General features: G+C 33.9%; 28 protein-coding genes. 13 read left to right on the top strand and 15 right to left on the bottom strand.

The window, feature by feature from the left end:
• Position 1: 1 nt before the first annotated feature.
• Complete coding sequence (locus tag R1T42_RS07105; RefSeq protein ID WP_317291831.1) at positions 2–1,471, bottom strand: alkaline phosphatase PhoX; 1,470 nt, start codon at positions 1,469–1,471, stop codon at positions 2–4.
• 321 nt (positions 1,472–1,792) lie between these two features.
• Here R1T42_RS07105 and R1T42_RS07100 point away from each other — a divergent pair, with 321 nt between their 5' ends.
• The 4 genes from R1T42_RS07100 (at position 1,793) to R1T42_RS07085 (ending at position 6,040) form a co-directional block, all read left to right on the top strand.
• Positions 1,793–2,572, top strand: a complete 780-nt coding sequence (locus tag R1T42_RS07100; protein ID WP_317291830.1) for an MBL fold metallo-hydrolase — start codon at positions 1,793–1,795, stop codon at positions 2,570–2,572.
• Between the two features lie 567 nt (positions 2,573–3,139).
• Positions 3,140–3,847, top strand: coding sequence for a DUF547 domain-containing protein (locus R1T42_RS07095; RefSeq protein ID WP_317291829.1), 708 nt, complete (start codon positions 3,140–3,142; stop codon positions 3,845–3,847).
• Positions 3,848–3,875: 28 nt separating this feature from the next.
• On the top strand, positions 3,876–4,781 hold the full coding sequence (locus R1T42_RS07090) for a hypothetical protein (RefSeq protein ID WP_317291828.1): 906 nt from the start codon (positions 3,876–3,878) through the stop codon (positions 4,779–4,781).
• Between the two features lie 2 nt (positions 4,782–4,783).
• The gene (locus R1T42_RS07085) at positions 4,784–6,040 is read left to right on the top strand and encodes a BamA/TamA family outer membrane protein (RefSeq protein WP_317291827.1); all 1,257 of its coding nucleotides are present in this window, start codon (positions 4,784–4,786) and stop codon (positions 6,038–6,040) included.
• A gap of 29 nt (positions 6,041–6,069) precedes the next feature.
• Here the strand turns inward: R1T42_RS07085 and R1T42_RS07080 are convergent, their stop codons facing one another.
• The 7 genes from R1T42_RS07080 to R1T42_RS07050 all read right to left on the bottom strand — a co-directional run bounded on the left by R1T42_RS07080 (position 6,070) and on the right by R1T42_RS07050 (position 11,197).
• Entirely contained in the window at positions 6,070–6,471 is a 402-nt protein-coding gene (locus R1T42_RS07080; RefSeq protein ID WP_317291826.1) for a DUF2306 domain-containing protein, read from the bottom strand.
• Between the two features lie 154 nt (positions 6,472–6,625).
• A complete protein-coding gene (locus tag R1T42_RS07075; protein ID WP_317291825.1) occupies positions 6,626–8,845 on the bottom strand; it encodes an NADP-dependent isocitrate dehydrogenase in 2,220 nt (739 codons plus the stop codon).
• A gap of 260 nt (positions 8,846–9,105) precedes the next feature.
• On the bottom strand, positions 9,106–9,459 hold the full coding sequence (gene rplS, locus R1T42_RS07070) for a 50S ribosomal protein L19 (protein WP_036584372.1): 354 nt from the start codon (positions 9,457–9,459) through the stop codon (positions 9,106–9,108).
• Between the two features lie 138 nt (positions 9,460–9,597).
• Positions 9,598–9,957, bottom strand: coding sequence for a T9SS type A sorting domain-containing protein (locus tag R1T42_RS07065; protein WP_317291824.1), 360 nt, complete (start codon positions 9,955–9,957; stop codon positions 9,598–9,600).
• Positions 9,958–10,008: 51 nt separating this feature from the next.
• Complete coding sequence (gene trmD / locus R1T42_RS07060; RefSeq protein ID WP_317291823.1) at positions 10,009–10,689, bottom strand: tRNA (guanosine(37)-N1)-methyltransferase TrmD; 681 nt, start codon at positions 10,687–10,689, stop codon at positions 10,009–10,011.
• 63 nt (positions 10,690–10,752) lie between these two features.
• Positions 10,753–10,881 (bottom strand): hypothetical protein, encoded by a 129-nt coding sequence (locus tag R1T42_RS07055; RefSeq protein ID WP_317291822.1) that lies wholly within the window; start codon positions 10,879–10,881, stop codon positions 10,753–10,755.
• 1 nt (position 10,882) lies between these two features.
• On the bottom strand, positions 10,883–11,197 hold the full coding sequence (locus R1T42_RS07050) for a YbjQ family protein (protein WP_036584379.1): 315 nt from the start codon (positions 11,195–11,197) through the stop codon (positions 10,883–10,885).
• A gap of 41 nt (positions 11,198–11,238) precedes the next feature.
• Between R1T42_RS07050 and R1T42_RS07045 the strand changes: the two genes are divergently transcribed.
• Both R1T42_RS07045 and R1T42_RS07040 read left to right on the top strand, forming a co-directional pair.
• A complete protein-coding gene (locus tag R1T42_RS07045) occupies positions 11,239–12,231 on the top strand; it encodes a DUF6588 family protein (protein WP_317291821.1) in 993 nt (330 codons plus the stop codon).
• A gap of 198 nt (positions 12,232–12,429) precedes the next feature.
• Positions 12,430–12,693, top strand: coding sequence for a hypothetical protein (locus tag R1T42_RS07040; RefSeq protein WP_317291820.1), 264 nt, complete (start codon positions 12,430–12,432; stop codon positions 12,691–12,693).
• Positions 12,694–12,778: 85 nt separating this feature from the next.
• Here R1T42_RS07040 and rplT read toward each other — a convergent pair whose 3' ends face one another.
• The 4 genes from rplT to thrS all read right to left on the bottom strand — a co-directional run bounded on the left by rplT (position 12,779) and on the right by thrS (position 16,043).
• Entirely contained in the window at positions 12,779–13,123 is a 345-nt protein-coding gene (gene rplT, locus R1T42_RS07035) for a 50S ribosomal protein L20 (RefSeq protein ID WP_006795594.1), read from the bottom strand.
• Positions 13,124–13,226: 103 nt separating this feature from the next.
• The gene (gene rpmI, locus R1T42_RS07030; protein WP_036585360.1) at positions 13,227–13,424 is read right to left on the bottom strand and encodes a 50S ribosomal protein L35; all 198 of its coding nucleotides are present in this window, start codon (positions 13,422–13,424) and stop codon (positions 13,227–13,229) included.
• A gap of 101 nt (positions 13,425–13,525) precedes the next feature.
• Entirely contained in the window at positions 13,526–14,041 is a 516-nt protein-coding gene (gene infC / locus R1T42_RS07025) for a translation initiation factor IF-3 (protein WP_262496364.1), read from the bottom strand.
• A 55-nt stretch (positions 14,042–14,096) separates the two neighbouring features.
• A complete protein-coding gene (gene thrS, locus R1T42_RS07020; protein WP_036584389.1) occupies positions 14,097–16,043 on the bottom strand; it encodes a threonine--tRNA ligase in 1,947 nt (648 codons plus the stop codon).
• Between the two features lie 161 nt (positions 16,044–16,204).
• On the opposite strand from thrS, the gene R1T42_RS07015 reads away from it, so the two are divergent.
• The 6 genes from R1T42_RS07015 (at position 16,205) to R1T42_RS06990 (ending at position 24,082) form a co-directional block, all read left to right on the top strand.
• Positions 16,205–18,097 (top strand): coiled-coil domain-containing protein, encoded by a 1,893-nt coding sequence (locus R1T42_RS07015; protein WP_317291819.1) that lies wholly within the window; start codon positions 16,205–16,207, stop codon positions 18,095–18,097.
• Between the two features lie 116 nt (positions 18,098–18,213).
• Entirely contained in the window at positions 18,214–19,713 is a 1,500-nt protein-coding gene (locus tag R1T42_RS07010; protein WP_317291818.1) for a hypothetical protein, read from the top strand.
• Positions 19,714–19,877: 164 nt separating this feature from the next.
• Positions 19,878–20,237, top strand: coding sequence for a BlaI/MecI/CopY family transcriptional regulator (locus tag R1T42_RS07005; RefSeq protein WP_036584397.1), 360 nt, complete (start codon positions 19,878–19,880; stop codon positions 20,235–20,237).
• Position 20,238: 1 nt separating this feature from the next.
• Complete coding sequence (locus R1T42_RS07000; RefSeq protein WP_317291817.1) at positions 20,239–23,025, top strand: M56 family metallopeptidase; 2,787 nt, start codon at positions 20,239–20,241, stop codon at positions 23,023–23,025.
• Positions 23,026–23,129: 104 nt separating this feature from the next.
• Positions 23,130–23,282, top strand: coding sequence for a hypothetical protein (locus R1T42_RS06995; protein WP_036584403.1), 153 nt, complete (start codon positions 23,130–23,132; stop codon positions 23,280–23,282).
• The gene (locus tag R1T42_RS06990; RefSeq protein ID WP_317291816.1) at positions 23,282–24,082 is read left to right on the top strand and encodes an ABC transporter substrate-binding protein; all 801 of its coding nucleotides are present in this window, start codon (positions 23,282–23,284) and stop codon (positions 24,080–24,082) included. Before R1T42_RS06995 ends, R1T42_RS06990 begins: the two co-directional genes overlap by 1 nt.
• Here R1T42_RS06990 and R1T42_RS06985 read toward each other — a convergent pair.
• Together R1T42_RS06985 and R1T42_RS06980 are read right to left on the bottom strand one after the other, a co-directional pair.
• Positions 24,075–24,245: a hypothetical protein gene (locus R1T42_RS06985; RefSeq protein WP_193741942.1), complete on the bottom strand. Its 171-nt coding sequence runs from the start codon at positions 24,243–24,245 to the stop codon at positions 24,075–24,077. The genes R1T42_RS06990 and R1T42_RS06985 overlap by 8 nt on opposite strands.
• A 360-nt stretch (positions 24,246–24,605) precedes the next feature.
• Positions 24,606–25,316, bottom strand: a complete 711-nt coding sequence (locus R1T42_RS06980; RefSeq protein WP_317291815.1) for a DUF4197 domain-containing protein — start codon at positions 25,314–25,316, stop codon at positions 24,606–24,608.
• Positions 25,317–25,424: 108 nt separating this feature from the next.
• Here R1T42_RS06980 and R1T42_RS06975 point away from each other — a divergent pair, with 108 nt between their 5' ends.
• Positions 25,425–25,982 carry a hypothetical protein gene (locus tag R1T42_RS06975; RefSeq protein WP_317291814.1) on the top strand — a complete coding sequence of 186 codons (558 nt, stop codon included), beginning with the start codon at positions 25,425–25,427 and terminating at the stop codon, positions 25,980–25,982.
• 54 nt (positions 25,983–26,036) lie between these two features.
• Here R1T42_RS06975 and R1T42_RS06970 read toward each other — a convergent pair whose 3' ends face one another.
• Positions 26,037–26,924: a DUF6268 family outer membrane beta-barrel protein gene (locus tag R1T42_RS06970; protein WP_042270069.1), complete on the bottom strand. Its 888-nt coding sequence runs from the start codon at positions 26,922–26,924 to the stop codon at positions 26,037–26,039.
• Positions 26,925–26,948: the final 24 nt, after the last annotated feature.

Below are 26,948 nucleotides of genomic sequence, written 5' to 3'. Positions count from 1 at the left end.
ATTATCTTTCTAATCCCGAAATTACATACATCATACTACCTTCTTTACGACTAGAAGCTACATCAGATACAGCAGTTGGATCTGTGAAAGCACTACCGTCTGCAGGTTCCCATCCGTGATTTTGAGTCATCACTAAAAAAGTATTGTCTACACCTATCGTTTCTGATATGTCAATCATACCGGTGATTTCCCAAATGCTGTTTTCAGTACCTATTCCAGCTGCAGCTGCGGCTACTTGATCACATTCTAACACTGTTTTTAATTCGCCAGTATTTAAATTGTATTGATATAATCTAGCATAGTGTGTTCTTGCAGCATCATCAAAGTATCCATTAGGATCCTCTTGGATATAAGCATAGTTTTCTGTTACTAAAATGTTGTCTGGACTATGGAAACCCCATGCTTTTCCGCCTTGCTTATCACCATCTAATACACAAGTGATTTTTGCAGGACCTGTAGGGTCATTTTCATTAAGTTCTACTTTATAAATTCTACCATAAAGAGATCCTTTACCTACTAGATCAGCTTTAAGGCGTCCTGTAACTGCAAAATATATTTCTCTTTGATTGTCGTCGCTACCTCTTCTCCAGTCGATGTCTTCCAATCTAGAGAATCCCATAACGCCTTTCTGTTTAGCTTCAGCGTCAAGTAAATCGATATTTCTTTGATTCAGTTCTACAAACTCTGCATCATAAGTTTGCCCTTCTACCATGTCTACTTCAAAGTTGATTCCAGCGGTATTTACTTTTAATCCATAAAGTTTACCACTATATAAATCACCACGATCACCTACATACATACCAAGTTGGCCTGATGGAGTGCTGTTATCTGAGTGATCATCACCTATAAAAACTACTGTTTTATCATCATAAGCATCCTTTCCTATAGCGACAGCATTTTCTGTACTCCATTGTCCCATTGCTGTAAGAATCTCTGGAGTAGTACGAGAAGAACTAGGCTTGAAAGGTTCAGTCACAAAAACACCTTTTGATGCGCCACCCCATTCACCACCAGATAAATATAACGGGCCAAAACCATGCTCTTCTGGTGTAATTAAAGAACCTGAACATTGTGCTGTAGCAGCAGTGGCATCTGAATTAAGAATATATTCTCCTGCAACAGGCTTAAACGTATTATCTAAAGTGATACGAGCGATTGAATAATCTGCTTCAATGTTATTAATCAACATAAAATTATCATCTTGTTGATTGTACATTAATCCAGCTCCGTCTGCCATTGATCCATAAATAAAATTAGGAGTGTCTGGTAATTGATCTGCACTAGAGAGAATAGGATAGACATCTACATTACTAAAAGAAGATGTTGTCTTAAGAAAGTTAGGTGTTGTGGAGTGAGATTGTAACACAATATCCTTTCCTTGAGCACCATTTGTTGCGTTGTCATCATCATTATTACAGCTTACTAGTAAGGTTAATAACGAGGCAGATAAGAGTAAATATTTTGTTTTCATTAGTTATGATTTTTTAGTTGCGGCAAAAGTAAAAGTCCCATCCAGCAATTTTTAAAAATCAAAATCAATGAATCTTTAAGCATTTGTAATCAATATGGACCTGCTCGTTACTCAAAGGTTAAGAGTTTTAATTAAATGTTTATTATACTGTTTAATTAATTCATAACCAATGAGCTAAAAGATGTGTTTATATTTTAACTAAAGGTTAAAATTTTGCTAGCTTTATTTAATCTGTCTTAAATTGATTGTGATAAATCCATCTTAATTGGTTGGTAATAGATATCGCTTTCGCGAAATTTGAATCTTAAAACAATTGTATTTATGAAGAATATTATACTATCAATCAGTCTTATTGCTTTACTAGCAGGCTGTAAAAACGAAACCACCAAAGAAGTAAAATCAACAGTGCAAAATGAGGTTGCTTCTATTGATAGTTATCAACCTAAAATAGAAATAATGCCGATTTCTCATGCGACCTTTGCGATGAAATGGGACGATAAAGTATTTTATATTGATCCAGTTGGAGGAATAGAAGCTTTTCAAAACATGCCAGAAGAAGATGTCATTCTAATAACAGATATACATGGTGATCATCTCAATTTAGAAACATTAAATGGAATAAGAAGTGAAGGGTCTTTATTAATCGTGCCTGAAGCCGTTAATGAAAAAATAAAAGAAGATCAAAGTGATTCTGAGGTGATACATAATGATCAATCTACAAGTTTCGACGGTTTTAAAGTGACCGCAATACCTATGTATAACCTCACAGAAGAACGTCTTAAGTTTCATGAAAAAGGAAGAGGTAACGGATATGTGATTGAAAAAAATGATTATAAAGTGTACATATCTGGTGATACAGAAGATATTCCTGAGATGAGAGCGCTTCAAGGAATTGATAAAGCCTTTGTTTGTATGAATTTACCATATACTATGACGGTAGAAAGTGCAGCTGATGCTGTACTTGACTTTGCCCCAGTTGAGGTTTATCCTTATCATTATAGAGGAACTGAAGGTAAGTCTGATGTGATTAAGTTTAAAGAATTAGTGAATACAGGAAATAGCGATATACAAGTGAATCAATTGGAGTGGTATTCAAACTAATTTTGTTTAATTTATTAATAAATTAGTTAAACATTAATAAGTGTTTTATAGGTAACTATTTAATTTTAAACAAATTAAATAGCATGAAAAACAAAGCAATACGTTGGGTGATTTTTACCACTGCATTTTTAGTCCTAGTAACGATTTTATCATCTTATAATGTAACTTTCAAGTGGATTCGCTAGTTGTATTAGGTCAGGCATGTTTAATAATATCTGTTTATTTGGTGCTTAGAGATGATTATTCTACAACTCTAACTTTTAAAGATGGTTATCAAGATCATCACTTAGAGAAGGATATAGAATAAAAATTCACATTAATTGATATGAGCGACCCAATCGGGTCGCTTTTTTTTTGCTCTTCAACTATAAAAATCATACCGTGATACTTTAGTTAACAGTTTGAAACTTTATTGAAATCTTAGACGTATAAGTTTGTCATCTCAAATCGGGATAAATGTCACATTGCTATCGGGAATAATATAACACCTATTAGGCACTATCATAAAATTACAAGCCTAAACCGCGATTTACATTTGTCATATAAATATTTAATAATAAATCTGTTATGAAAAAAATACTCACCATACTATTCTTCATTAGTCTAACAATATCTGCCACAAGTAAAGGGAATGATAATTTTTATAATGAGGCTAACATGTTTTTGCACACTCATGTAAAAAATGGTTTAGTTGATTATGAATCAATATCAAAAGAGCCATCTCAACTAAATAAATTGATAGGTATGATTGAAGACGCACAAGTTGAGCAATCAAATTCTTTAGATTATCAAGCCTTTTATATTAATGCTTATAACCTATATGTTATAAAAGGTATTGTAGATGATAAATTATCGTCACCACTAGACAAGAAAGGTTTTTTCGATTCTATAAAACACAAGGTAGCAGGAGAGTCTTTGACATTGAATGATATAGAAAATAAAAAGCTTAGAGCCGCATTCCATGATGCACGTTTTCACTTTGTATTAGTATGCGGTGCCCTAGGTTGTCCACCTTTAATCAATCAGTCATATCGTCCAGCTACATTAGAAAAGCAACTAGAACAACAAACTATTAAAGCTTTAAATGACGATCATTTTATACAAATTAAGAAAAATAGAGTAGCAGTATCACAAATCTTTGAATGGTATCAAGAAGACTTTACTGCTTCAGGAAAAAGCATACTAGAATTTATTTCGAAATACAGGAAGCAAGCTCTTCCAGAAAACGCCAAACTTTCTTTTTATACCTATAACTGGAAAGTAAATAAACAATAATTAATCAAACATTAAAGTATCTATATCCATGAAATCAATCCATCAAATTTTTGTTCTAATAGCCTTAATATTAGGATTATCAACTTCGGCACAAGAGAATATGAATGATGAGCCTAAAGGTTCGGTTATTCAAACATTAACACCTTCAAAATTAATAGGTAAAGGGCAATACGATATTAAGTGGTTCAATAATTTATATACTCAAACTAGAAGTACATTTTCTAATGGAAGAGAAGATAGACAAACTTTCTTTACATCAACCTTAGAAGCTTATACCGGTATTGGTGAAAATAAAAGATGGAATATAGGGTTGATTCTAGAAGCACGTAGTAACGTGGTTGCAGACAGGTCTGCTCTAGATGTTTTTTCATTTGATGGTGAATATGCTACCGCTCGTTCTGGTCTTACATCTATCGCACCTTCAGTGAAATTTGTACCTTTTTCAAAGATTAATAATTTCTCGATACAAAGTTCACTTTTTATCCCTTTAGTTGATAATGAGTCAGAAGATTTTGATGCTATTAATAATAATAACGGTGTCTTTCTAGATCAAAATGGTTTTACCTGGCAAAATAGATTTTTCTATGATTACACTTTTGACGGTAACAAATGGCAAATCTTCGGTGAACTTAATTCTGAACTCAACTTTGGTGATGAAGATAAGAGCTTTGCCAATAATAGTTTAAATCTTACTCCTGGTGTGTTTTTAAGTTATTTTCCATCTTCTAAGTTTACCGTATTAGCGCTGGCGCAACATTCACAGCGTATTGATTTAGGGAATAACTTTACTCAAGATTTTACCGCCATAGGGACTGGTGTTAAGTATCAACTGACAGATGAACTTAATATAGAATCCTTATACACCAATTTTATAAGAGGTAATGATACAGGACTAGGGCAAACCTTTAATATAGGTCTGCGATTTGTAAAGTAAATATGAGGACACAATTAACCACCATTTTTTTATTTTTTATTATCGCGCCCTATGCTTTATCACAAGTGATCAGCGAGATTGTTATTCAGGATAATAAAAGGACTAAAACAGGCTATATTACATCATTAATTGATCTTAAAGTAGGGCAATCGTTAGATAGCCTTACCCTTAAGAGTGATGTCTTGCGCCTTAAACGAGAAGCAGGAATTGCCCATGCATATTATCAAGTTCATCTAACTGATCAAGGATATAAAATAGTGTATGGCGTAGAAGAAAATTTCACCATCATACCATCTTTTAATTTTTATACCACAAATGATGATGAAGTGGCTTATCGTATCGGTATTGCAGAATTTAATGCTTTAGGGCGCGGTATCTCTATAGGTGGTCATTATTTAAGAGATATCTATGATTCTTATGGAGCAGGAATACGAGCACCGTATCTATTTAATAAGCATATAGGTCTAGCTGTTAATTATCAAAACTTGACAACTGAAGAGCCTGTGTTTTTTAATGAAGGAACTGCTTTATATAGGTATAATAATAATTCTATTGAGCTTTCTGGTCTTTACCAATTCAACCTAAAAAATAGAGTAGAATTAGGTTTTAGTTTATTTACAGAGAAATATGATTATAAATCTGGTACTATCAGTAATCAAGCACCATTAAACCTCGATGTTGATAAGCATTTATTAAAATTTATCTACGAATATAATGGTGTTGATTTTTATTATCAGTACAGTGAAGGTTTTAGAAATGTGTTCAACGCACAATATGTAGAAAGTACCAATAGAACACTACCTAGTTTTTTAATCGTTAGAAATGATTTAACTTATTTTAAAAGAATAAAGAAACGAGGAAATTGGGCTACTAGATTAACACTAGGTCTGGCTACAAATGATGAGTCACCATTTGCACCATTTGCGGTGGATAATAATTTAAATGTGCGTGGTGTTGGAAATTTAATCGATCGTGGTACAGGATCTGTAGTCATGAATACAGAATACAGACATAGTATAATTGATAAGGAATGGTTTGTATTGCAAGGAAACGCCTTTATAGATGCCGGGACATGGCGCAATCCAGGAGGTTCTTTTAGAGATTTTACTAATTCTAATAATGTACGTGTCTATCCGGGATTAGGAGTGCGTTTTATGCATAAGCGTATTTTTAATGCGATACTACGTATTGATTACGGAGTAGGCATTACACCAGGATCAACTCAAGGATTCGTTTTTGGAATAGGTCAGTATTTTTAATGACGCTTTCGCGAAAGCGAGATAAAAAATCATCCAAAAAATACACCATGTAGGTATCTGCCAGGCACTAATGTAAAACCACCTGCAATCATTATAGCGCCTACATAGAGCATGATCATTTTAATTTTGTGTTTACGTACGTTACCCTTTTTTATAGCTATAAGAGCTGTAGGAATAGAGTAAAGCGTTAAGAAACTGAAAAGATGAATCCATCCAAAATGATTCAAAACCTGTGGTCCTACCAATGCTGGTAAGAACAGAGAAGCAATCGCAGTAATCATCATTAAGGTCATGTAAATTTTACCTAATACTTTATGAAGTGAATTACCTTTTCTAAAAAAAAGTAAGTATGCTCCTAAAAATATACAAGGTACAACGGTACCCAAATGTAGGTACATCAATAAATTATAAGAATTACTATATAATAACATGAGATTAATTTTAATAAAGATAAACAGCAACATCAAAATCTGACATTTCAATATACTCAACTGTTAGTTTTTAACTCTCAAATGTGTATTTATAGAAAATAAAAAAGTCCTGATTGTAACAATCAGGACTTTTATTTTTTTAGATAAGTATAAATTATCCAATAATCGAATTAAGTGTAGCACTAGGGCGCATTGCTTTTTCTTCTTTTACCGGATCTGCTTTGTAATATCCTCCTATGTCCATAGGTTTACCTTGAACGGCAATCAATTCTTCATTTATCTTAGTCTCATTGTCAGAAAGTGATTTTGCAAGTGTTGCAAATTCAGTTGCTAACTCTGCATCTTTAGATTGTCCTGCAAGTTCCTGTGCCCAGTACAAGGCTAGGTAATAGTGAGAACCACGATTATCTAATTCATTTACCTTACGAGATGGAGACTTACGGTTTAATAAGAATTTCTCAGTGGCAGCGTCTAAAGCATCTGCAATAATTTGAGCCTTTTGATTGTCGTATTTTACAGCAAAATGCTCTAAGGATACGGCAAGAGCAAGAAACTCACCTAAAGAATCCCATCTTAAGTGGTTTTCTTGTTCAAATTGTTGAACGTGCTTTGGAGCACTTCCACCAGCACCAGTTTCAAATAATCCTCCACCATTCATTAACGGCACTATAGATAACATTTTTGCACTTGTTCCTACTTCTAGGATAGGGAAGAGGTCGGTATTATAATCACGTAAAACATTACCAGTTACTGAGATAGTGTCTTCACCATCTTTCATACGACGCAATGTGCGCTCTGTTGCTTCAATAGGTGATGCTATAGAAATGTCTAGTCCTGTAGTATCATGATCTTTTAAGTACTGATGCACCTTTTCTATAATCTGTGCGTCATGGGCACGATTTTCATCTAACCAGAATATTGCTGGCGTTTGGCTTGCACGAGCACGAGTTACCGCTAGTTTTACCCAATCTTGGATAGGAGCATCTTTAGTCTGACATGCTCTCCAAATATCTCCAGCCTCTACTTCATGTTCTAGATAAACAGTTCCGTCTGCATCTACAACTTGTACTGTTCCACCAAATCCAATTTCAAAAGTTTTATCATGTGAACCATATTCCTCTGCCTTTTGAGCCATAAGACCTACATTAGGTACAGTTCCCATAGTTTTAGGGTCAAAGGCTCCATTTTCCTTACAGAAATCTATGGTAGCTGCATATATTCCAGCATAAGAACTGTCTGGGATAACTGCTTTTGTGTCTTGAGATTCTCCGTCTTTATTCCACATCTGACCAGAATTTCTAATCATCGCAGGCATAGAAGCATCAATAATAACATCACTAGGTACATGAAGGTTAGTAATACCATGATCACTATTCACCATAGCTAGAGATGGTCTGTATTCTAATACTTTACGGATTTCATCTTGAATTTCTTCTCTTTCTAGTTCTGGCAATTCATGCAGTTTGCTTAATAAATCCCCAAAACCATTATTTACATCCACACCTAGTTTATTGAAAACAGTTGAGTACTTATCAAATAATGGTTTAAAGAACACTTCTACTGCATGACCAAAAATGATTGGGTCAGAAACCTTCATCATAGTGGCCTTCATGTGCAAGGAGAAAAGTACATCTTTCTCTAAAGCGTCATCAATTTGTTCTTCTAAAAATTCTAATAATCCAGCCTTACTCATGTAAGTTGCATCTAGAATTTCACCTTTCAATAAGGCAAGGTCTTTTTTAAGTATGTGAGTTCTGTCAGCTTTATCAATAAGTTGAATAGTTACAGAAGTATCTTTACTTGCTGTAAAACTTTTCTCATTATGGGCAAAGTCACCATGTTGCATCGTTGATACATGAGATTTTGAATCTTTACTCCATGCACCCATGCTATGTGGATTGTTACGAGCATACATCTTTACAGGTTTAGGAGCTCTACGATCAGAGTTTCCTTCTCTTAATACTGGATTAACAGCACTACCTTTTATTTTATCGTAACGTTGCTTAAAATCTTTTTCTTCATCTGTTTGTGGATCTTCTGGGTAATCTGGAAGATTGTATCCTTTTGCTTGTAATTCTGCAATGGCATCGTTGAGCTGAGGTACGGATGCACTAATGTTAGGAAGTTTAATAACATTTGCTTCTGGTTGTTTTACCAGTTCTCCCAGTTCTGAAAGTGCATTTTCTTCTTGCTGACTTGTTTCTAAACGATCTGCAAAAACAGCAAGGATACGCGCAGCTAGAGAAATGTCCTTAGTCTCTATGTTAATTCCTGCTGGCGCAATGAATTTTTTTACAATAGGTAAAAAAGAAGCTGTAGCAAGTGCTGGTGCCTCATCAGTTTTAGTGTAAATTATAGTAGGAGTCTTGGACATTTATTATGAATTTTAATTAGTATTATAATCTCAAATTATCTTATTTGAGTAGTCTAGCAAATATAATATTTAACAGGCTTATTTAAAACCTAAATTATCATAAGCTTAGTAGTTTAAATAGAGCTTATGGATGTATTGAATGATTGATTTTGCAATTGTAGATGAAAAGGGTTGAAAGCTTATTGTGAGATTTAAAAATATGATATAAAAAAAGCTGTCCATAGGACAGCTTTTCTCTAATATAATTAAGATCTAGTAGATTATTTTCTACGAGCTTCTTTGATACGTGCTTTTTTACCAGTAAGCTCACGGAAGTAATAGATACGTTTTCTACGTACAGCTCCGGCTTTGTTTAATTCAATTTTCTGAATCGCTGGAAGGTTGATAGGGAAGATACGTTCTACACCTATGTTACCACTCATTTTTCTAATTGTAAAAGTTTTTGTAGCACCTGTTCCTCTTACTTGGATTACAACTCCACGGAAAAACTGTGTACGGCTTTTTTCACCTTCTTTAATTTCATAGTACACCGTGATTGTATCACCAGCACTAAATTTAGGGAAATCTTTCTTTTCAATGAATTCGTCTTGTACGAATTTTACTAAATGTTCCATGTTGAATGGGAATTAATTTGTTTAAGTAAAGAGTAACATTCACGAAGATCGTCAGAGGTTAATTTTTACGAGCTGCAAAAATACAAACTTCTTTTACTGTTACAAAAAAAATTGAAGAAAATTATCGAATACTTCTGGTTACTGTATGATCAGTTTTTTTACGGTACTCTGTGTGTCACTTTGTATACGTAGGAAGTAGATTCCAGCTGCTAATTTAGACACATCAAAATCGATAACCTGTTTATTTAAACCACTTTTTGCATTATAAACTTGCTCTCCTAAGGAATTAATAATTGTAATGCCTATACTTTTAGTATCTGTTTGGTTTACTCTTAACTTGAGTACTCCATTTTTTACAGGATTAGTTAAAAGTGTAAACTCATCCTCTATATCTATACGAGATGAATTGGAAACATTAATATCGTTTACAGGAGTCGCTGCTGTAAATACAGGACTAGTAAAAGCTATTAAGAATAAAAAAAGTAAAAATTGTTTCATGTTTGTCTACATATTAGAGTAAATCTACGACATTTTATCAAATATTAAACGTTAAATATCGCTTAAAAGATCCGGTCGTCTATCCTTAGTTCGTTGTATGGCTTGGTCTTCTCTCCATTGATCTATTGCTGGTAAATTACCACTCAATAGAATTTCAGGAACTTTGTGGCCTTTATATTCTGCAGGTCTAGTATAAACCGGTGGAGCAAGAAGGCCATCTTGAAAACTATCAGTCAATGCACTAGTCTCATCACTAATCACGCCAGGAATTAATCTTATGATAGAATCACATAAAACAGCAGCTCCTAATTCACCGCCGCTTAATACATAATCACCTATTGAAACCTCTTTTGTAATAAACATATCCCGCACTCTCTGGTCTATACCTTTATAGTGCCCACAAATAATCATTAGATTTTCTTTGAGAGAAATGTGATTTGCAATTCCTTGATTTAAAGTCTCACCATCAGGTGTCATATATATGACTTCATCATAGTCACGTTCACTTTTAAGATCTGTAATTATTTTATCTAATGGCTCAATCATCATCACCATACCAGCGCCACCACCATATTGATAGTCATCAACCTGATTATATTTGTTGAGGCCATATTTTCTTAAATCGTGCATATGCACTTCTACAAGACCTTTTTCAATGGCTCTCTTGAGAATAGAAGCTTCAAATGGACTTTTAATTAATTCTGGTAAAACGGTAATAATATCTATGCGCACAGTAGCAAGTTTTAAAATGCAAAAATAGGTTTATTAAGTGATTGCTCTCTATACTAATTAATATTACCAGTCACGTTCTTCAAAACCTTCATTTCCCTTCTTTTCAATTCTTTTAACGATTAAGTAGATTATAATCCCAATACAGGCTGCGATTCCTATTAAATAAAGTAAAATTATAAATAGAGCCGCCATCTTATTTTAGTTTAACTGCAGTGCCATAAGCAAGAATTTCACTCGCACCTTGCATCACCATCGATGATGTGAGTCGCACGTTGATAATTGCATCTGCGCCCAGTCTTCTAGCGTCATCTACCATTCGCTGCATGGCCTGATCTCTACTATGTGCTTGTAATTTTGTGTACTCATCAATTTCTCCGCCTACTAGATTTTTTAGACCTGCAAAAATATCACTTCCTACATTTCTGGCTCTAACAGTGCTGCCTCTAGCGACTCCTAGTATCGCTTCTATTTCTTTTCCAGGTATAAAATCAGTTGTTGAAACTATCATAATTTGTTTTTATTTATTTTCACGGGCTTATTATCAGCCTTATGAAATTTAAAGTTACTATTCTTTGTTGTGTTTTCGCTTTCGCGAAAGCGGAATTTTCCAATTCTCAAAATAACGAACTGGGAGAAGTGCTTACCGATATGTTACTCATATCTGATAGATATGTGCAACCAGCAGCAGAGGCATCTGTGATGCAATCTAGTGCTGGTTGGTATTATAGCGCTAATACTTTAAATAAATATAAGATTACTGTTGCGTTACATGCCAATGCATTAGTTTTTCCATCAAGTAAGAAAAGTTTTGATATCAACAATGATGAATTATTGAATTTAACGATACGAGGTGACGAGTCCACGACTATACCTACTACATTAGGTGGTGAACAACGCACATTCTTTGATTTTACTATAGATGGTGAAGAGTACGAATTTCAGGCTTTTGAAGGTATCGATACGGGATTTCTAGCATATCCATTCTTACAGGTAGGAGTAGGGTTGTGGCAAGAAACAGAGCTGCTGTTAAGATATTCACCTAATATAAAAATAGATAAATCTGATTATGCAATTTATGGAATTGGAGTAAAACATAATTTATCACAATATTTATTCAAGGGTGATCGTCCTGTTGAGCTGGCGTTTTTAACCAGTTATTCTTTATTTGATTTAAATCTATCATTCAATCCATATGAATTACGATCTGATGATAATTCTCCACCGTTAGCAGTAATTGATGGATCTTTAGTTGATGCTCATGCTATATTGTTTCAATTAATAGCTAGTAAAGATTATAACGATTGGACCTTTAGTTCTGGTGTTGCTTATAATCGTAGCTGGATAGATTATGAGTTAAGTGGAGATGACGGTTTTTTTCTACAGACCTTGAACGATGTTCTCAGTGTACTAAGTGAAACGCAGCATAGCTATAAAGTGGATTTAGGTGCTACCTATCATTTTAATAATTGGGATTTGAGTTCTCAATTAAGTGCTGGTAATTTCATCAATTTAAATATAGGTGGTGTTTATCATATTCAATAAACGAATTTTTTAAAAAGAGCAGCTTGTTTTAAGATTTTTGTAGTAAAAGAAGTTGATTGCGTTAATATTGTAGCCTTTTTTGTTAAAATAAACGTATTTTTTGTATAAATCTTAATTTAATAGTTTTCATTGGTTTCATAGTCAAATTTATCTTTGTGTTATAAAAATTAAGTATAACTAATATAAAGATTTAGACCAATGAAGAAGAGAGTTTTAAGTACAATAGCTGTAGCAGGATTATTATCATTAAACGCGGTAAATGCTCAAACCTACGAGCCATTGCCGGGCGTTAATAAAGGAACAATTACTAATGTTAACGGTATCGCAGATGATTTGAAAAATGAAGGTATTGTAGGAGTAGGAAGTTGGTCAAGTTTCAATACCTTATCTAATCATATGTATCTCTTAGAAGAATATCAGAAAGAAATTCAGGAATTAAATAATATTTCTGAAAATAAATAGAGATATAGATACTAGAGTTTTAAATAAAAAAAATCCCATCATTACTGATGGGATTTTTTATTTGCGAGAGGTTGTTAAACCTAATTTATTTTACTTTGTTTACAACAGCTTCAAAAGCTTCTGGGTGATTCATTGCTAAGTCAGCAAGAACTTTACGATTTAACTCGATATCATTCTTCTTAACAGCTCCCATAAACTGTGAGTAGCTCATTCCATGCATACGTGCACCGGCGTTGATACGCGTGATCCATAAGGCACGGAAAGTTCTTTTCTTATTTCTTCTATCACGGTAAGAGTAAGACATTGCCTTCTCTACTGCGTTTTTTGCTACTGTCCATACGTTTTTACGACGTCCGAAGTAACCTTTTGCTTGTTTAAGCACTCTTTTTCTGCGAGCTCTGCTCGCTACTCTGTTTTTAGCTCTAGGCATAATTTTAATTTTTTAGTAGGAGGCGATTCATAAAGAATTCTTGATAAGCCTTTCTACTGGGTTTGTTATTAATTAATAAACCATCAAGGTTTACAATAAGGTCTTACTTAAGACGTAATTGTAACTTGATATTGTTTTCATCTGCTTTGTGCACAAGTCCATCGTGCGTTAAAGCTAGTTTACGCTTCTTACTTTTCTTAGTAAGGATGTGACTCTTAAAAGCGTGTTTTCTTTTGATCTTACCAGTACCAGTAAGCTTGAAACGCTTCTTAGCACTAGATTTAGTTTTCATTTTAGGCATAATTTCCTTTTTTAATTCTCGCATTCTCAGCCCGAAAGCTGTTTAAATAAAACAGCCCTCATTTTGAGGAATGCAAAAATAGTATTTTTATTGATATCTACCTACTTTTTCTTAGGCGCAAGAAACATATTCATGCGTTTTCCTTCTAGTTTCGGCATTTGCTCAACTTTACCTAGTTCTTCTAGGTCACGAGCAAGTCTTAATAATAGAATTTCTCCTTGATCTTTGTAGATAATAGAACGACCTTTAAAGAATACATATGCTTTTAATTTTGCTCCTTCTTTAAGGAATTTTTCAGCGTGTTTTCTTTTAAACTCGTAATCGTGATCATCCGTATTAGGTCCAAAACGGATTTCTTTGATGACTACTTTAGAGGCATTTGCCTTCATCACTTTTTCACGTTTCTTCTGCTCATAGACAAACTTTTTGTAGTCCATGATTTTTGCTACCGGCGGATCTGCTTTAGGTGAAATTTCTACAAGATCTAACTCCATTTCACGAGCTTTTGCAAGCGCGTCTCTAGTGTCCAAAACTTGTGGTTCAACTCCTTCACCTACAAGGCGTACTTTTCTAGCGCGTATTTTTTCATTAATCGCGTGCTTGTCTTCTTTGATAATACGAGCCGGTCCGCGGCTTCTGCGTCTTCTTATTGCTATGGCTATATAATTTTAATTAAACTTCAAATGTTTTTATTGTCGAGGCGATTTCATCTTTAATATACTGGCTAAACGCTTCAACCGTCATACTTCCTAAATCATCTCCTCCATGTTTACGTACAGAAATTGTGCCGTCTTTTTCTTCTTGTTCTCCTACTATGAGCATATAAGGCAATTTATTCATCTCTGCCTCACGTATTTTTTTACCCATGGTCTCGGCACGATTATCAATCGTTGTGCGAATTTCGTTAATTTCTAGCAAATTAGCCACCTGTTTAGCATAATTTTCATATTTCTCGCTGAGAGACAGAATAGTACACTGCTCTGGCATCAGCCACAATGGGAAGTTACCGCCAGTATGTTCTAATAAAATTGCTATAAAACGTTCCATACTACCAAATGGAGCTCTATGGATCATTACAGGTCTATGTGATTCATTATCAGCACCTTTGTACCATAGGTCAAAGCGTTCTGGTAAATTATAATCTACTTGAATAGTTCCTAATTGCCAGCTGCGACCTAGAGCATCCTTAACCATAAAGTCTAGTTTAGGACCGTAAAAGGCAGCTTCGCCTTCTTCTATCACATAGTTTAGACCTTTATCTTTTGCAGCACTGATAATTGCATTTTCTGCAATTTCCCAATTTTTAGTATCGCCTATATATTTTTCTGGTTTTTTAGGATCACGAACACTTACTTGTGCGGTAAAATTTTCAAATCCTAGTGAACCAAATACATAGAGAACTAAATCGATAACGGCTTTAAACTCCTTATCTAGCTGTTCTGGCATACAAAAAATATGTGCGTCATCTTGTGTAAAACCTCTCACGCGTGTTAGTCCGTGTAGTTCACCACTTTGCTCATAACGATATACGGTACCGAATTCTGCAAAACGTTTTGGTAAATCTCTATAAGACCATTGTGAACTTTTATAGATCTCACAGTGATGTGGACAGTTCATAGGTTTTAATAAAAACTCTTCATCATCATTAGGAGTTTTTATAGGTTGAAAAGAGTCTGCACCATACTTTTCATAGTGACCAGAAGTGACATATAGTTCTTTAGAACCTATGTGAGGACTGATTACCATTTCATAACCAGCTTTTTTCTGAGCTTTCTTTAAGAAGTCTTCTAATCGCTCACGTAATGCAGCACCTTTTGGTAACCACAATGGCAACCCTTGACCTACACGTTGAGAAAAAGTAAAAAGTTGTAACTCTTTACCTAATTTTCTATGGTCTCTTTTTTTAGCCTCTTCTAGTAATTCTAGGTATTCCTTAAGGTCTTTCTGCTTAGGGAAAGAGGTACCATACATACGAGTAAGTTGTGGGTTTTTTTCATCACCACGCCAGTATGCACCAGCAATACTCATAATTTTCACAGCTTTTATAATCCCTGTATTAGGAATATGACCACCACGACATAAATCCGTGAAAGTGTCATGATCACAGAAGGTAATCTCACCATCTGTTAAGTTTTCAATAAGCTCTACCTTATAAGGATTGTTTTGATCCTTATAAAATTGAAGAGCATCTGCCTTACTAACACTGCGCATGGTAAACTCATGTTTGCCACGTGCTATTTCAAGCATTCGCGCTTCTATCTTTGGGATATCACTTTCAGATATGGAATGCTCTTTAAAGTCTATGTCATAATAAAACCCATTATCTATCGCAGGTCCTATTGTTAAACTTACACCTGGAAACAACTCTTCAATAGCTTGAGCCATGATATGAGATGTTGAGTGCCAGAAAGCTTCTTTTCCTTCTGGATTATTGAAGGTAAAGAGCACTAAACTACCATCTTCTGTAAGTGGTGTTTTAGTCTCTACTTTAATTCCGTTAAAGCTAGCGCTTATTACATTGCGAGCAAGTCCTTGTGATATGCTCATCGCGACATCCATAGGTGTGGTGCCGTTTTCCATTTCTTTTATACTACCGTCTGGTAAAGTAATTTTAATCATAACTACAAAATATGAACTTGCAAAGTTAATCGCTTTATAGGAATGACAATATTATTTTGATGCCATTTAGCGCCTATTTTTGTAGATTCTTCTAATTTAAAAACAGTATTAAGGCTGCTTTTGATTATTTGTTTACTTTAGGAGTCATAAATTAAACGACGATGACTTCATTTGTAGGGAAATGGAAGTTGTTAGTGATCGTGTTCTTTGTTGGGTATTATGCTTTCGCGAAAGCGGAAACACCAGCAACCATTGCACATACTATCTACTCCAATACAGAAATTGCAACCTTTAGTATAGATAAAAGTTCTACACGAACCGAGATTTTTGAACTTTTCAAAGAGCTTTTTATCAATCATAGCGTCAAAGCCAAATTAAATAGATATAAACGTCATGGTGGCGTCATAACCTTATTAGACCTGACGTTAACTGATCAAAATGGAACCATTTTCCCCTTAAATCTGCAAAATGATAAGGGTATCGATACTGTTTGCTTAACGCTTAATCCTGCACTCAATAATATTGTTGAATTTGCACCATGTGATTTTGCCTTAAAGGCTGTTACGCCAATAAGTGCCTCTCAATATGGTCAGTTTTATGAGGCAACTTTTGTGGACTCTACAGAAGTTGATGAAAAAGAAACGGTTCAGAAAGCAGAAGAAATTGAGAAAGAAAAGGTAGATTCTCGACAGACAGCTCAAGATGTGATAGCTGCACGCAAGGCAAAGACAGAATCGGAAATAGAAGCGGCCAGATTGAGAGTGAAACAGCAACAAGAGCAACGACGTATAGATGTGCTTGCTAGAAAAGCAAAACTAAAGGCACAACAAGCGGAAAAGCGTATTCAAAATGAGCAATTAATTGCAGATCGAACTTTGAAACGAGAACAGCAATTAAGAGAGGTAAGTGAACGACAACTTGCGAGAAGGCAAGAAGCAGAAGCGGCACGTAGAGCAAAGTTAGAACAAGAAAAGAGGCAAATAGCTATTGAAACGGCTAGATTAGAAACTCTTGCGCAAGAAGAACGTTTTCAGTTAGAAGCGCTAGAAAAGGAACGGCTTGCTGCTCAACAACGACAAGAACAACGACGATTACAGGAAGAGCTAGATAAAAAAGAAGTGCTGCGATTAAAAGAGGAAGAAAAAGAACGTGCTCGAGAAGTAATACGCGTGCGTAAAAGACTAGAAGCTGAACGATTGGAGCAAGTTAAGGCAGAAAATGAACGAGTAAAGAAAGAAAAAGAGGCTCTAGAATTAAAACGGTTAGAAAGACAGCTGGAATTAGATAGACTCGCTCTAGAGCGACAAGCTTTACAAGATGAACTTAATGCACAATTAGAGAAAGAACGTCTTATTGAAGAGGAAAAGAAAAGAGCGGCGCTGCTAAAAGCAGAACAGGAGCTAATCGATGAACGTGAAAGGTATAGAGAAGATCTGGACCAGACAGACTCTCGTAAGCAATTGATGGTTAATGCAAATGAACAAGGCTATATTGCTATAGAGGATCGAATTATAGAGCAAGGCTATTTAATGTTCAATGCAGAGCAGTGTAGCTTTAAAGTATACATGGGGCGTACTTTTATTTATGACGCCTTTGGTGCTAAAATATTAACTATCGACGATGAATTGATAGATGCACCACAAAGTGGTAAAGTTATCGTTAATCAAGTAGAGGCTAATTATGAATTTACTGAGAATCTACTCATAATTAAAAATTCACAAGGTCAACTTATTGATGAAGAAGGTAAAGTGGTAGGTGCAGGAGTTAATAATACCAATTCACAAATTCAAGATTTTAAAACAACACATAGTTTTAAAATACAAATTCATTTTTCTGATGATGAAATAAAAAATGTTCTTAATCAAATCGAGCAATATCAGTTTGATACAGAGTTGCTAGAATCCACATTTAATCAAACTGGTGGTCTGACTAATTTGGTATTTAGAATAGATGAGGAGTCATTTGTTTTCAATGTATTAGACTCAAATTCATTTATATTAATAGATATAGATGAGAGAAATAATCGAGTAAATGTAAGTGAGAAGAAGAACTAGATGTTGTTTACCTTATAAGTTATGTATTTAGTGGATTCAACCATAACTATATTGTTCTAATGATTATTAAAATTTATAACGGTGTATTTTTGCAAACTGAATAAACAAAGATAAAAATGTTCTCTAGATTATTAATGACTGTCTTTACAGTTGTTTTATTTTTAAGTAATTACACGCAAGCAAGTTCTTTATCTACCAAAGATATTGAAGGTGTGAATCAGACTATATTTAAGTTAGACAGCAATAGCAGTAAAGATGATCTCTTTTTGTTTTTTGATACGTTAAAAGAGTCTTTTGAAATTAATGCACAACTGATTTCCTATAAGGCACGCAATGGAAAGGTGATGGTTCTAGGAATTGCTTTTCAAGAAAAGACACAACGTTCCACAAAATTCATTATTAAGTCTAACTCTGAAATAGATGACTTGTGTATTGTAATTAATAATGTGACAAACATTGTAAGTTATGCAGGTTCTTGTGATGAAGATGGTCCGTCCATACTGCATCGTGATCCTGTACAAGAAGCAAAAGAAAGAAAAATATATAATGCTAGAGTAGAAAAGCTCAAGCAATATAAGCAACGTATAAAAGATATTTTTGTAAAGGAAGATATAACAGTAGAGTATGATGAAATAGCTGATGATCAAAAACAAGCAGCCCAGAAGGCTCGTGAAAATTCAAGGCACAATCAATCATCAGGTGGCTATTCAACACTTTCACAAGCGGTCAATAAAGATTACAATGCACGCAAAGACTCCTTAAAGAAAGTTAAAGTAGCAAAACTTGAATTAGAAAGATTAAAAGCAGAAGAAATAGTCCTGCAAACCAAACTCAGAAAAGATTCTCTCAAAAAGGCTCGTGCCAGTCGTCAGAATCGATTTATGCCTAGAGATAGTGTTAAAAAGCCTGATGTCATCATTGTATCAGAATCTGTAGAGAATCAAGTTGATAATGCCGGATCAGAAGTTCAGTCTATCTCAACTATTCAAGAAAGGAATAGAATTGAAGATGAACAAAACACTGCTGATGTACTAAATGCAATGAAGCAAAATGCGGCAGGTGTAGATGCTGCAATAGAGTCTAATACAGTATTCTTTGCAGGCGAACAGTGTACTTACAAGGTTTATTCTGATAAGACTTTCATCTATGATTCGTCAGATAAGACCATTATGATCTTAGATAAATCGTTAGCAAATGAACCTGAGAATGGAACCACAATGCTTAAAGGTGACACTTATAGTTTTGAATTTGATGGCTTATCACTGGTTTTGAAAAATAGTAATGGAATGCTCATTAATAAAGAAGGAAATCTACTCAACCCATCGGCATCATTTGATAATGAAGTTGCCATAATGACCTTTCAATTGACTGAAGAGTTTGTGATTACAAAAAACTCAAAATCTCTGGATGTTCAAAAACTTGTTTCTGAGATAGAGAAAAAGAAATTCAATTGTAGTATTCTTGAAAACATAAGTAATACTAAGAATGTCATTACTAATATATCTTTTAAAATTGATGATAAGATTTACAGCTTTGAAGGTGAAGATGGAATACCTGTTTTATTAATTCAATTAGATGAAATTCATCATAGGGCAAGAGTTCAAACCGCTTATTAGTCTTAAAATTAATCTCTTATAAATCCCGTACTTATTACAAGTACGGGATTTTTTTTATACAAAAACTATAATAATAGTTAATCAACTACGTTTTTAGTTTGATAACTATAAAAATAGTTATATGTTTGAACATCGATTAGTGATGGTAGTAAAAAATATTAAGTATGGAGAAGCTCACACAAAAGGAAGAAGAAATCATGCAAGTGCTTTGGCAATTAGAGAAAGCATTTGTAAAAGAGATTGTACCACAATTATCAGGTACTAATCATTACAATACCGTTTCTACTATTGTACGCAAGTTAGAAGAGAAAGGATATGTGGCTTATGAGGCTTTTGGTAAAACACACCGCTATTATCCTATAGTAGATAAAGAAGTTTACCGCAACACCTTTGTTAATAATGCGATGACCAGATATTTTAACGATAGTTATAAAAATATGGTTTCGTTTTTTGCAAAAGAAGAAAAAATAAGCGCAGCAGATTTGAGAGAAATTTTAGAAATGATAGAATCTAAAGAAAAATAAGATGGAAGCAGTTATAGAATATTTACTTAAAAGTGCTGGTGTACTAAGCATCTTTGTCTTTACATATCATTTTTTATTGCGACGGTTGACTTTTTTTCAAGCAAATCGGTGGTTTCTATTTTTAGGTATTATTGCATCCATTGCCTTCCCACTGATAGAAATTACACAGACTGTTTATGTAGAACAACCCATTCAACAATATACGTATTTACCACAGCAAGTAGCAACGCCCATGGCAATAATGCTAGAACAGCCTGCAATTCCAGTAGATACACCTTTTGATTACTGGCAGCTTTTCGGCTTTTTATATGTAACTGTTATGGTTTTCTTTATAGGTAAAATGATAGTAGAGCTTAGCTCACTGTATCGTTTAATACGTTCAGGTAAGACCGTTAAGAGCGGGAATTTTGTTACGGTTACGCTTTCGCGAAAGCTGACTCCTTTCAGTTTCTTTAATTATATATGTATTAGTGAATCAGAAGAGCCCAGTGCTGCGCTAGATGTCATATTAGATCATGAGAAGGTACACGCCAGACAATGGCATAGCATTGATGTATTGCTGAGTCATTTATATAGAGCCATCTTCTGGATCAATCCGCTGACGTGGTGGTTAAAAAAGCAAATAGGAGAGAACCTAGAGTTTATCGCAGATGCCGAAGCAAAAACGCAAACTAAATCTGGTGTAAGTTACGAGCGTACTTTATTGAGTAGCGCTGCATTTCATCTACAACCTTCACTAGCTAATAATTTTTTCACGCCATTTATTAAAAAACGTATTATGATGTTACAAAAAGAAGCCAGTGCACGCTGGAACGCATATAAGTATGCATTGATATTACCAGTAATTGTTGTTTTTCTCTACAGTTTTAATGTTGTTACTGAAGTTGAGTATCTAGAATTAGAAAATGATCCAACTCTAGAGATTCAAAATTCATTAAAAGAGAGCAATGATCTAAATATGATCAATGCTGTTAAGGTTTCTAAAGCAGATTCTATTCTTAAAACCTCTGAAGAGCTTATCTATGATATCACAGCACAGACAACTGATGAAGATTTAGATAGGTATGCATCACAAATCAATGACCATGCAAATTATCAAGTGAAATTTAGTGATCAAGAACGTGATGAAAGAAATAGATTAAAACGTCTTAGTATCTCTACAAAGTTTCCTGAATCAAAATGGGACAAGAACATGACTATTGGGACTGAGCCTTTTAAGTTATTACTTATTAAAGCTAGTAAAGAAAAGCTATGGGTGAATGATGATAATTCAAGTGAGACATTATACATCACTAAAGATGGAGTTCATGTAGAAATGGGAGACGATTGGACCTATGGAGATTTAAATATAGAGCAAGATGAAAATTTTCAATGGAGTGAGGTAAACTCTAAAGATGTGAAGATTTACATTAAAATCACACCTACATCTACTAAAGAGTCTTTAGAAGAACATAAAAAGTTTTTAAAAGAATCTTATAACGTTGATTTCAAATACAGTAAGCTTAGATATAAAGAAGGAAAGCTGGTGTCTATTAAAATAGAACTGGATGATAATGATGGAGCAAAAATAGCACAGACCTATAAGAATGACACCGCAATACCTAATATATGTATTAACGGTTCTATAAAAGGAGATCACAAAAACTGGAAGCTCAACAATTGCGAGGATGCACCTCAAACTACCTATCAATTAGGTGATGTTAAGTATATGAACTTATCACCTGATGAATATCATCAACTGACGCAAATGAATGTAGATAGTATTATGCAAACAATAAAATTGAGTACTATAAATATGGACTCATTACAGAATCAAATTGATTTGCAGCTTATGAATATCAATTTTGACTCTATTGAATCACACATTCAAAAATCCTTAATTTATATCAATTCAGATTCAATAGGTAATTATTATCAAGAGTTACCAGATTTAAATGACTTAGATGATATTGATTACTCGCGGTTTGAAATGCCTAATAGTAATTTAAGCTCTGGTAACTACATCGTTATGAATAACTCTGATAGTGAGAAACAGTTAGTTATAGTGGATGGTAAAGAATCTAATGACTCTGTTTTTAGCGGGAATATGGACATGAGTAATGTTGCTTCAATGAATATCTTAAAAGGTGAAGATGCAACTGATTTATATGGTGAGAAAGGAAAAGATGGAGTTGTGATTATTGTTACTAAAGATGGTGAAGGACTTAAAGAATTGCCAAGTAGTGTTGATAGAAGAGCACTGATGGATCAAAGACGATTTGAAATGGATTCTTTAAGAGCGATTAGAAGAGATCAAATGGAATCTAGAAGGCAAGAACTAATACAACGCAGAGATGAAAAGAGACAACAAGCTCTCATTGAAAGAGATAGCTTAAAAAGAAGAGTTTCTATAGATTCTATAAGAATAGATAGAAACATGAGGATAGAAGAAAGACATACAGCTATACTACAAGAAAGAGAAAGGAAAAAGGATGAAATAAATAAAAGGAGAGAACATATTATTGCTAATTCTCGTAATGGTGAATCTACACTTAGTGAAATTATAACCTCAGATACACTTATGAACTTTAGTGAAGGGATGCTGGAAAAGTATGGAGAAAAAGTAAGAGCCAAAGGATACTCTTTCAATATCAAAACCTTTAAAGAACGCAATGGTAAAGTTGTAAAATTAAAAATAGAATTTGCAGGCACTGATTATGCCATTGCTACTAATAAAGGAATAAATAAACTCACTTTTGACTATTTCAAGGATGGGTTAAGTCCTAAAATGACATCCGTAAGTAACTAACTAGATTTAAAAATTAATTAGCCCTAAAAAGCCTGTCTTTAATTAAGACAGGCTTTTTTATATTTAGAGAATTGAACTTATCGATAATAAGATACCTTTGCATCATGAGAAAAAAGCTCTTTAAAATATTAGCCCGAGTTAATAAAGCCGTTTTACCCAGCTTTACAAAACGTCGATTAGATTTAAGCAAGGCCAGTAAATGGCAAATGATGATCTTCGGTTATAAATTATGGGTAACTAAAAACGCACTTGACTAATGTTTATATCAATCACTGACCAATGTTACCGTACTGTTGATTTACCACAGCGCCCTTTGCGTATTGTTTCCTTAGTACCTTCACAAACAGAGCTTCTTGTAGAATTAGGACTTGAAGAATACCTAGTAGGTATTACTAGATTTTGTGAATATCCAGCTGGATTAATTGATAAAATAAAAGTGGTAGGTGGTACAAAAAAGGTGATTGCTTCACGTATTTGGGAAGTGCAACCAGATCTTATCATTTGTAATAAAGAAGAGAACACACAAGAGATTGTTCTAGCTTGTCAAGAAATCGCACCTACATACGTGTCAGATATAGCTCATCTAGATGATGCTATTGAAATGATTGCAGACATAGGAAAAATGACTGGGACTAGTTTTAAAGCTAAATCGTTAGTGAATAGAATCAAAATCAACTTCAATCATTTTGATAAAGAATCACACAGTGCAGTCAACGCACTATATTTAATATGGAAAAATCCTTACATGACAGTTGGTAGCGATACCTTTATTCATGATATCATGGAGCGTGGTGGTTATAAAAACATCATGGATGGAGCTAGTCGTTATCCAGAATTGACGTTACAAAACATAATTAATTTAAATCCTGAAGTGATTCTGTTCTCATCAGAACCTTATGCTTTTAATGATTTAGATAAGAAGGAAATTGAAGACGCTTTCGCGAAAGCGGAATTAAAAAGTCCCAGATTGTTAACCGTAGATGGGACGTATTTCTCATGGTATGGCAGCCGTTTAAAAGACACACCTAACTATTTCAAACAATTGAATTCTAATTAAATAGTGTTTGTTTGAGCTGAATAATTTCTGCTTTAAGCTGTTCTGCTTTTTTAAGAATAGCCTGGCTGCGATCTCTATCTTTTAAGGCTACTTGAAACGATTTTCTTATCATAGAACAATACAAACGCTCTTTCTTGTACAAATCTAAAGTGCGGTCACTCATTTTATTTTTTAATTTAGAAAGCAAAATTAAATGTAGTCTGTCTATTTATTTCCCCATTTAAAGTTAATAACGGTTAACAAAATATCAATTGTGAGTTTGTTCACAAATAATATTTCATAAAAAAAAAGGCTGCTTCAGTAGAAACAGCCTTCTTAAAATCCCCTTAATGATGTCGAAACATACATTTACTAGACGTTATTCTTCTTAAAAGGTTGCGTGAGATTTTAAATAAAAAAAAGGAAACCATTAATATAAACGGTTTCCTTTATTAACTAACCCATTATAACGCTTCAACAGCAGGGCAAAATTCTATAATATTCTTTCTACACAGGTTATCTGATTGTAAAAAGTCTGTTACATTTAGTCTTGTAATGCAAATACACGTTGTAATAAATCTGTACCTCTAGAAGATACTTGACTACGTATTTGAATTTCTTCTTGAGCAATCATTTTATAAACACCTTCAAGTGCCTTTTGAGTAACATAATCAGTTAAGTCTGGATTTACATCACTAGTTAATGGCAAAGCGTTGTATTTATTAATAGCACCAGACCATAGTTCTGTAGCGCCTACTTCACCCAGTTTATTATTAATAATAGGGCTGAATTTTGCATACAAGGCCTGTTGCGTTGCATTTTCAAGATAAGAGGTCGCAGCACGCTGATCACCTAATAAAATCTGTTTTGCATCATTAAAAGATATTCCCTTTACAGCATCAACAAATATAGGAAGAGCTTCTTTTGTAGCATCCTCGGCAGCACGATTAAGAAGTTTGAGACCATCATCTGCAACACTAGATAAACCTATTTTACGTAAACCATCATCTACTTTTTGTAATTCTTCTGGTAATAGAATTTTAACCAGTTCATTTCTATAGAAACCATCTGTAGCCATAAGTTTAGAAACTTCCTTGTCAATTCCTTGATCAAGAGCTTGTCTAAGTCCATTACCTATATCTGCTTGAGATAAAACACCGCCACTACCTGATGGTATACTATTAACAATTTCATTGAGACTACCGCAACTGTTAAAACTAATAGCGATGGTTAAAAGGATTATGATCTTTTTCATTTATAATATTTTTTACAAAGATAAAATATATGTTCAGTATCATGTTTTTTAATCGTTATTAGTTTAGCATGCTTTTTGATAACAGATGAACAACCAAAAATTAATGTTATGAAACAATTTTTCACACTTTTATTAATGACTTTTTTTATATCTAGTTGTTATACCTCAAATAGTCTAGCTAAAAGAATTAATGAAAATCCAATGGTGCTTACACCTACTACACTAACTGGATTGTATGAGAATAGAATTGAAGGAGATGATGAGAATAGTCTATGGAATGACTTATGTCTTCATAATAAAGATAAAAAGCAAAATATAGCTGAAGGAAATCAAGTCTTTCTATCTTATACTAAAGGAAATGAAATCACAGCCGAGCTGTACCAAGGGGAATTTTTAATAGACACCATGACATTACCAGGTAAGCCCAAGGATAAATTTTTTACTATAAGAAAAGGAAGCCATTTCTTTTCTTTGATTTTTTTGACTTCAATTCAAAGTAAAAAAACGATTTTAGGTAATGATGCAAATGCAGATTTATTAGTAGCGCAAGGTTATTCACACAAAACCATGCTGATGGAAGATGAAGCCATAGATGACGCAGAGATTGTCACAGCAGTTTACTTAAGAAGAAGTGATCAAAGACCTGATAGAAAGGTATTAAAATAAAAACACCTTAAATTTTTAAGTTTATGGTGTTTAAATCATATGGTATATGTCAATTTATAGATTAAGTCTATATATCGCATCAAAACCAAAATATACACTGCTATCAAATTCATTATTTAGTCGTGCTCGATCATCTCCATTAACTTGAATCGTTAAGATTTGTGCACCTATCCTGTCACCAGAATTATAAAGACCATAATCTGTAGTATCTAGACCTGCCTTGGCTCTTAATATGAGTTTATCATCCATTAAAGAGTAAGAGGCATATAAACCACCGCGTATGGATTCTTCTTGTACATAGCGATCAGTTAATCCTAGATTGTATGATTTAACAGATGTACGTAAATCAGCTCCTAAGCTGAATTTTTTAGTCACGTTATAGTTTGCCTCCATACGTATAGGGAAGGCAGCATCTATGTAAAATTTATTATTAGGCGTTCTATAATACACTCCAAGTAATGGAGTAATGATTGTACCAAACTCTTCTGAAGAGCTATACAAACCATACTTTGTTCTGAATCTATTTTTATGCCTGTATTCCAGTAATGCGATAGCGCCTATTTGAAAATCTTGACTTGCAACTTCATTAAGATTAGAAGCTATTTTAGGTAATAACAAATAGGTTCCAGTCCATTTTTTAGAATGATAAACTTTTGCTCCTAAATTAATTCGAGTCATTATTAAATTTTCTCTTGATAGTCCATTGCTTAAAACAAGGCTCGAATTCTCGGCTGTAAGACCTGTAATTAAAATAGTCTTATCATTAATCGGAGTCGGAAGAAGAAATTCAAGATTGACATTAGTAATGTTAGTCTCGTGAGTTTGTTCTAAATCTTCTAGGGTAGTATTAGAGATATTAATACGTGCAATGTCCAAATAGTTCTGTGCCGTTGCAATGCTTAATCCTAGAAGAGCAATAATAATAGTTAATTGATTTTTCATATAAATAGGGATATGTTAAAATCA

The organism is Nonlabens ulvanivorans (assembly GCF_032922765.1).
In the GTDB taxonomy this organism is placed as follows: Bacteria; Bacteroidota; Bacteroidia; order Flavobacteriales; family Flavobacteriaceae; genus Nonlabens; species Nonlabens ulvanivorans.
Note: the sequence above shows the minus strand (reverse complement) of the source record. Positions and strands in the feature narration are given on the sequence as shown.